The following is a 7,765-nucleotide window of genomic DNA, read 5'->3' on the forward strand; positions in this document are numbered from 1 at the left end:
GCACTGATGGCTCGGCCGTGGACGGAGCGGCCGGGGCGGGGCCCGCCAGCGGCGGGCCGTCGAGGGGCGAAGGCGCCGGGACCGAACGCGCCGCGTCCGGCGCCGCGAGGGGTGCCGGGGTGGGTGCCGAAGAGCCGGTCTCGCGTCGCCGCACCGGAAGCGCACCGTCCGGCGATCGTCGGCCCGGTGCGGAAGGGCCCGGCACCGGCCCACGCGTTGGAGCGCCAAGTCCGAGCCGGACGGGGGACCGTGAGGCGTTCGACCGCGCCGAGGCAATGGCGGCGGCACCGGCGCCCGGGGCGGGAGTGGACACAGGTGCGGGCCCAGAGCGGTGATCGACGGGTGACGTGCCCGCCGAACCGTTGTTCGCCGTCGAGCGCTGGACGGGGGCGTCGGGAGACGGGGTGAGGCCGCCGCTCGCGGCGGAGCGGAGGGACGGCACGGTCGAGGGGCGGACCGGCGACGATCCCCCGCTCGCCGTCTCCCCGTTCGCCGTCCCGCCGACCGCCCGCCGGGGCGTCGCCGCCACACGCTGGATCGCGGCGCGACCGTCGTGCGGGGCCTCGCCCGCGTCCGCCGCCCGCGTCCGGTCCGATGGGGCATCCGGATGGGCCGGAGCCATGGTCCGTGCCGTCGGCCGCCGCTCTGCCGTCCGCCGTGTAGGGCTGGTCGTCCGGACGGGAGGTTGCGCACGCGTGCCGGACGCCGCGCCGTCAGCCGCCGCTGACGGCGCGGCGGAACTGGTCCCTTTCAGGGGCGCCGCCGTCCGCTGAACCGGCGGAACGCCGCCGTTCACGGAGCGCGGCGCGATACCGCCGCCCCCGTCACGGCGCGGAGGAACGGGCCCGTCTGCCCCTGCTCCTCCGCTTCCGGTGCCGGGCTCCTCGATCCCGGGGTTCCCGGGGTTCCCGGGCTTCGGGTCCGGACGGAACGCCGGCAGCACGCGGCGCCGCACCGGTGGTGCGGCGGCCGCCGCCACCCTGGTGAGGGACGGCGGCCGCGGCGCTCGCCCTGCCGCGGGTGTCACCTGCGGCACCGACGCACGGGATGGCGCGGTGAGCGGTCTGGCGATCGCGGCGACCGGGGCGACCGGTGAAGTGGCCGGCGCTGGCTCCTCCTTCGGCGCCGGCGTCACCACCGGCAGGGTGAACGAGGGCTGCTCAAGTCCCGCGACGGGGTTGCCGTACGCCGTGGGCCTGCCCCGGCTCGCCAGGCTCATCGAGCGGCCGTCGAGGACGGCGTGGGACACCGTTCCCGCGAACGACGGGTCCTGGAGCGTCGCCATCCGCGCGCTGAACTCCGCGTCGGCGACGCTCTGCCCCGGGCTCAGCGACCGCTGGATCGGCGGCAGTCCCGCCCAGGCGACCGGTCGTGGTGGCGGCGTGGCCGCCGCACCGACGCCGGTTTCCGGCTCGACACCGGTTCGCGCACCGCCGGCCTCCCGCCGGCCGCCGCTCCTGAGTCTGTCGAGGAACCCCACGCCTCACTCCTCCGTCCTGGCCCGCGTCACCAGGGACGCGATCTGCTCCGCGTAGCGGCGGCGGTCGTGGTGCTCCAGGTCCAGGATCCGGTCCAGGTCCCAGTGGAAGTGGTAGGCGACGTACGCGATCTCCTCGTGCAGTCGGTCGGTCGCGTACGTCACGATTCCCCCAGGCGGCTCCCGCCGAGATCCACCTCGAATGGCTCCGAGCAGTGGGGGCAGACCACCGACGCGCGGGTGTGCCCCTCGGCGTTGATCTGGCGGTAGAAGTCCTGGAGGAACGCCAGGTCGGAGGCGAACATGCCCTCCACGACGCCGTCGTGGACCATCGCCAGCGTGCCCAGGCGGCTGATGACGCGGCCCAGCAGGACCACCGACAGGTACGCCGGGTTCTCCCGCACCCGCAGGTCCCGCAGCGGGAGGAGTTCGTCGCGCGCCGTCGCCAGCCGCATCACGCCGTCCCGGTGGACCGTGCCCCCGTCGTCCACGTAGCCGCGCGGCAGTTGGAACGGGAACTCCGTCCGCAGCTGCCCCGGCACACCGACGGCCGGGGCCGTGGCCGTGGCCGGGGCCGTGGCGTCGGGGGAGGCGGCGGCCGGCGGCTCCGGCGCGAGCGTGGTTCCGCTCGGCGCCCTGGCGATGGTCCGTCGCATCACTCGATGACCATCTCTTCGAAGACGATGGTGTAGGTCTCGGTGAGGACGGACGCCTCACCCGCCGTGAGGTTGCTCGGCGAGATCTTGCTGCACCAGGCCCTGCGCAGGTTGTACCGCCTGATCGGGTTCCGCTCGTGGTCCATGATGATGATCGTCGCGTTCTTGCGCGCGCTCCCCATCCGGCCGGCGGTGGAGTCGTTGATCCACTCGTTGAAGGTCCGATCGGGCCGCATGCCGCGGACGATCTCGACGCTGCCGGTCTTCCTCGTGCCCGGCAGGATCGCGGTCGTCGGCTGACCGTTCTCCGAGTTCTGCGGGTTCTCGATGGTGTCCTGCTCGGTCTGGAAATTGCTCACCGACATCAGATATCCGACGAAGATCCCGTCGATCTGCAGGCCGAAGGAATGTGCGACAAGGCTGTCGGTTTCCGTGAGACTCATCTCTGCTCTCTTCCCTGTTCCTGGCTGGCTGGGTTCACGACGTCTGCCGTCACCCGGCGCGCGACGCCGGGCGACGGGCGGAGCTACTCCTCCAGCTCCGCGCTGCCGCTGGAGAACTGGGCGAGTCGGAAGATCACGAACTCCGCAGGTTTGACCGGCGAGACGCCGATCTCGCAGACGACCCGGCCGAGGTCGACGGACTCCGGCGGGTTGGACTCCTCGTCGCACCTGACGTAGAACGCCTGCTCCGGCTGCGAGCCGAACAGGGCGCCGTTGCGCCACTCGTTGACCAGGAACGCCGAGATGTTGCGGCGGATACGGGCCCACAGGTTCTGGTCGTTGGGCTCGAAGACGACCCACTGGGTGCCCAGCAGGATCGACTCCTCCAGGTAGTTGAAGTACCGACGGATGTTGAGGTAGCGCCAGGCCGGGTCGGAGGAGAGGGTGCGGGCGCCCCAGACGCGGATGCCTCGGCCGGGGAAGGCGCGGACGCAGTTGACGCCGATCGGGTTGAGCAGGTCCTGCTCGCCGCGGGTGATCTGGATCTCCAGGTCCACCGCGCCGCGCACCACCTCGTTGGCGGGCGCCTTGTGTACGCCGCGCTCGGCGTCGTTGCGGGCCCAGATGCCGGCGATGTGGCCGCTCGGCGGCACCAGGCGGGCCTGTCCGGTGGCCGGGTCGAAGGACTTGATCCACGGGTAGTACAGCGCGGCGTACTTGGAGTCGTAGCCGGCCGTCTCCTGGCGCCAGACCCGGATCTGGCGGGCGTTCATGCCGGGCGGCGGGTCGATGATGGCGACCCGGTCACCCATCAGCTCGCAGTGCGCGATCAGGCCGAGCTGGACCGCCTTGAGGGCCTCCATGTCGATCGCGCCGCTCTGGTAGGCGGCCATCAGGTCGGGCACGGCCACCATGGAGATCTCGTCGATGGCCTCCAGGCCGCCGAACCCGGTCCGGTCGGCGGAGTCGCCCAGGTACTGGGCCGGCCCCGGCCGCTCCGCCTCGACGCCCCCGGCCGGCACCGCGGGCGCCGGGGCCGACAGCGCGACGGTCTGGTTGCCGGGGCGGGCGAGCTGCCCGGCGGACGCCGCCTCGGCCACCTCGATGAGCTGGGAGCGCTCCTTGACCTGGGTGACGACGTAGTTGCGGTTGCCCTTCTTCGCCGTCACGTCGAAGCTCTCGACGGACTTGCCGCCGTCCCTGACGATCAGCTTGAACCGCTCGGCGGGCCCGTCGCCCTCGAGGTCGGCCACCTCGACGCTCAGGTCGCCGGGCGCCGTGGCCGCGACGGTGAAGGTGCCGAGCTGCTTCGGCTCGCCCGGCGGCAGCGCGGCCGGGGGTGTCGCGCTGCCGCCGGAGCCCGTGACGGCGGCGGACGCCGCGTCGTTCGCGGGAGCGGCGTCCTCGGAGGAGCCGCCGACCCGCACGACGTACGCCGCGGTGCCGCCGTTGTTGAAGAAGCCGTAGACGGAGTGCGCGAGGTAGTACCCGTCGGTGAAGTCACCGAAGGCCGCCACGTACTGCGTCCAGTTGGTCACCAGCGTCGGCTCGTTCAGCGGGCCGGTCGGCGCGAGCCCGACGAAGGCCGCCACCGACGTGCCCACCCCCTCGATCGGGCGCGCGCCGCTGGCCACCTCCTCGACGTAGACGCCGGGCGACAGGTACGAGGGCATGGTGGCCTCTCCTCGCTCTTCCTCGGAGTACGGGATGGAACACCCTCAGCCTCACTCCGACCCCACCGCCGCCGAAACGTCCGCCAGTCCCTGACCGGGGGCACCGCGCGTGCCCGGCGGGTGAAGCCGGCCTGCCCCGCGCGGCCGGACGCGCGCAGCCGCCCAGCGCGACGGGGCCGGGTGCGGGCGGCGCGGTCCACGGAACGTCCTGGTGGAGGCAGAACGCGGCGCGGCAGTACTCACACGCGAGTGCGTCAGACACCGTCGGACGGAGCGAGCGCACCGTGCGGCGCCGAAACGGCCTCTCACGTGCCCTCGGGTCTGCCCCGCGGACCCTGGCCGCGATCGACCGGGCGGGCTAGACACAGGTTTGCCCAGCAGTCCGTGAGAAGGGACGTCATGCCGCTCCGCCGGGAACACCAGGGTGAGCAGAACGCGGGTCGATCCAGCCGGCCACGGCAACGGCCGCCCGCCGGGGCGCCCGCACCCACGGGGGCGACGGGCGCCGACGGCCTGATGGCGCTCCAGCGCAGCGCGGGAAACGCGGCGGTGGCCGCGATCGTCCAGCGGTCGCGGTCCCCACAGGGCGACCACGACCCGGGCGAGCGCCAGCACGGGCCCGACGGGGGAGAGGAGCGGGCGGCGACGCGACCGGTGCAGCGCCTGACGGTGCACGATGTCCTGCGCCGGCCCGGCCAACCGATGGAACCGGCGCTGCGACAGGAGATGGAACAGCGCTTCGGTGGGGAGAACTTCGCCTCCGTGCGGATGCACACGGGAGCGGAAGCGGACCGCTCGGCGGCCGAGTTGGACGCTTTGGCGTACACCTCGCGCTCGCATGTCGTCCTCAGCGGAAAGGCCGTAGGCGACAAGCGGGTGATCGCCCACGAACTGGAGCACATCCGACAGCAGCGTGAGGGTTCGGTCGCCGGGACCGACCACGGCGACGGCGTGAGCGTCTCGGAACCGAAGGACGAGTTCGAGCAGTCCGCCGACGCCGTCGCCGACCGTGTCATGCGCGCCCCGCTCCCACCGGCCGGCCGCGGGCCGTCGGGATCCGGCGGCCTCCCCGGCGTCCAGAGGGACATCCAGCGCACCGCCGGCGACCAGGCGGCGACTTCGCACGTCCCCCGCATCCAGCGGTACGAGACCGGTACCAACCCGATCACCCCTGAGCTCGCCCCGGATTCCGGCGACCAGCTGCCGGCCTTCGCCGTGAACAGCGGGTCGGTCTCCGTCACGCTCGACCAGGAGGGCGCGTTCCAGGGGGACATCGCACGGTACGTCGAGCCGGAGGGGCCGGTCACCATTGCCTGGTCCGGCGACGAGACGATGGCCATCAACTCCACGAAGTCCCAACAGCCCAAGGAGTTCTACGCCGTTCCTGAGGTCGTGGGCTCGGCGAACCGGAGACTGGCCACGGCCGGCAGCTATGTCCGACTGGCCCAGGGCGGCCACTCGGTGACCAACTCCCGCGGGGAACGGCTCACCGTGGTCCGGCCCCGGATGGCGACCGATCAGGACGACGTCGTCCGCGAGAGGTTCATGCACCTGGTCCAGCACGAGTGTGTGGAGGTCGCCGAGAAGGTGGTCGGCGGCTCCCTGGGCCATGCGATGTTCCGCGGCACGGGTGGCCGGGGCGTCTCCGGGGACATCGGCCCCAGGGGCGACACCGGGCTGTCGCCCCTCGCCGCCGCGCTGGCCTCGCGCCGGCCGCCGACGACTCCGCAGCAGGCCGCGGAGGCCGTCCAGGGCCCGAGGCCGGCGCTCGATCCCGGCGAGGAGTACGGCACCAGGCAGGGCGTCGGGAGGCTCACGAGCTACGAGCAGTCCATCGGCATCAACGATTACGCCAGGGCCCGGGTCGGCGAGGCACTGACCACGCGCACCATCCCCGCCGAGCCGCGAAGCGGTGTCCCCGAGGGATTCGACTTCGCTCGCAACCGGGTACCCGCGGAACGGATCTGGGTCTACCACTACGCCACGGTGCTGGCCGAGAGCCGAGACGGCGGAGACCAGATCACCCTGGAGAACTTCAACCGCAACTCCATGATGGAGAGCCTGATGCGCGACGCGGCGCGTGAGGTCGCGACGGCCTACGTGAGTGCCAACCCGGGCAGCCCCCGCATGCCGCGGCGTGAGGCAGAGCAGGTGGCCAACGGGCTGCTGGAGCGGGAGGCCAGGTCCGCGATGGGCGACCTGTGGTATTTCAAGATCTACCAACCGGGGACCGAGCGCAGCTTCCACAGCGAGAACCGCCGCACCGCGCTCAACGCGATGACGGTCGCCACCACCAGCGTCCCTCGCCTGTTCTTCGAAGAGGACTCGACGGACCGCCTGCGGCCTTTCAGCCTCAGCCGGCTCACCGCCGTCGCCGAGACGTGGCGGCAGTCGGCGGGGCAGATCGTGGTCGAAGGACACGCCCACGGTGGGATCATCGCGCTGAGAGGCCGGGCGCGCCTGCGGGCCGAGGCCGTGGCGCGCGAGCTGAGGACGCTGGGCATCGGCCCGGAACGCATCATCATCAGGGTGCGCGATCAGAGCGACGCTCGGTTCGCGTCGGTCTACTCGGCGGAGGAGCCCGAGGTGTACGTGCCCGGCAACCGCCAGTGACCCCGCAGCCGGCCCGCGAGGGCAACCGCCCCGCCCTCGCGGCGGCCGGGCCGTGCACGGAAGACTCCTGACCCGGCGTCACGGGCCGGTCTAGCGTCGGCGCGTGAGCCTGTGGACTTCCCTCGAACCCGCCTCCGCCACCGTGGAGGCCGGGGACAGCACGCGCGTGCGGCTGCGTGTACGCAACACCGGTGACGTCGTCGACGAGTACCGATTCGAGCCCGTCGGGCAGATCGCGCCCTGGACGCGGGTGGAGCCGCAGGTGCTGCGGCTCTACCCGGGGACGACGGGGACCGTGGAGCTGACGTTCGCGCCGCCCCGGTCGCCGGACGCGGCGGCCGGGCCGAACCCGTACGCGGTGCGGATCACGCCCACCGAGCAGCCGGACGCCGTCACGGTCCCCGAGGGCAACCTCACCATCCTGCCGTTCACGGAGGTGCGGGCCGAACTGGTGCCGGTCACCGTGCGGGGCCGCTTCCGGGGGAGGCCGCGGCTCGCCGTCGACAACCTCGGCAACACCCCGCTCACCGCCTCCATCAGCGGCAGTGACAACGGCGACCAGCTCAGCTACGAGATCCACCCGGCCAACGTGCGGATCGAGCCGGGGCGGGCCGCGTTCGTCAAGGCGCGGCTGTCGCCGCAGCAGGTCACCTGGATCGGGCCCAGCGAGGAGCGGCCCTACACCCTGGCGTTGCAGCGCTCGGGAACCGAGCCGCTGCCCGTGGACGGCGTCTACCGCCAACTCGGCGTGCTGCCTCGCTGGCTGGCCACCGTCTTCGGCATCGCGCTGGCCCTCGCCATCATGTTCGTGGTGCTGTGGTTCGCCAACCAGCCGAGGGTGACCAGCGCCGCCACGGCGAGTCCGGCGGCGGCCGGCGATGTGCTGCCGCCCGAGCCCACCCC

At 72.9% G+C, this 7,765-nt stretch carries 6 protein-coding genes; 2 read left to right on the top strand and 4 right to left on the bottom strand.

Going from position 1 to position 7,765, the window contains the following annotated elements; all coding sequences use genetic code 11:
- Positions 1-1,483 precede the first annotated feature (1,483 nt).
- The 4 genes from E1283_RS37555 to E1283_RS27685 form a co-directional block, all read right to left on the bottom strand.
- Entirely contained in the window at positions 1,484-1,642 is a 159-nt protein-coding gene (locus tag E1283_RS37555; protein WP_165956267.1) for a DUF6760 family protein, read from the bottom strand.
- Entirely contained in the window at positions 1,639-2,133 is a 495-nt protein-coding gene (locus tag E1283_RS27675) for a hypothetical protein (protein WP_132820891.1), read from the bottom strand. Before E1283_RS27675 ends, E1283_RS37555 begins: the two co-directional genes overlap by 4 nt.
- Positions 2,133-2,576 carry a phage tail protein gene (locus E1283_RS27680; RefSeq protein WP_132820892.1) on the bottom strand — a complete coding sequence of 148 codons (444 nt, stop codon included), beginning with the start codon at positions 2,574-2,576 and terminating at the stop codon, positions 2,133-2,135. The genes E1283_RS27675 and E1283_RS27680 overlap by 1 nt, the downstream gene beginning before the upstream one ends.
- An 83-nt stretch (positions 2,577-2,659) precedes the next feature.
- On the bottom strand, positions 2,660-4,249 hold the full coding sequence (locus E1283_RS27685) for a phage tail sheath subtilisin-like domain-containing protein (RefSeq protein WP_132820893.1): 1,590 nt from the start codon (positions 4,247-4,249) through the stop codon (positions 2,660-2,662).
- A 399-nt stretch (positions 4,250-4,648) separates the two neighbouring features.
- Between E1283_RS27685 and E1283_RS27690 the strand changes: the two genes are divergently transcribed.
- Both E1283_RS27690 and E1283_RS27695 read left to right on the top strand, forming a co-directional pair.
- Positions 4,649-6,862 carry an eCIS core domain-containing protein gene (locus E1283_RS27690; protein ID WP_132820894.1) on the top strand — a complete coding sequence of 738 codons (2,214 nt, stop codon included), beginning with the start codon at positions 4,649-4,651 and terminating at the stop codon, positions 6,860-6,862.
- Between the two features lie 103 nt (positions 6,863-6,965).
- Positions 6,966-7,765 (top strand): COG1470 family protein (locus E1283_RS27695; RefSeq protein WP_481906703.1); only part of this gene is annotated, 800 nt, incomplete at its 3' end.

Source organism: Streptomyces hainanensis, from assembly GCF_004348415.1.
GTDB lineage: Bacteria > Actinomycetota > Actinomycetes > Streptomycetales > Streptomycetaceae > Streptomyces > Streptomyces hainanensis.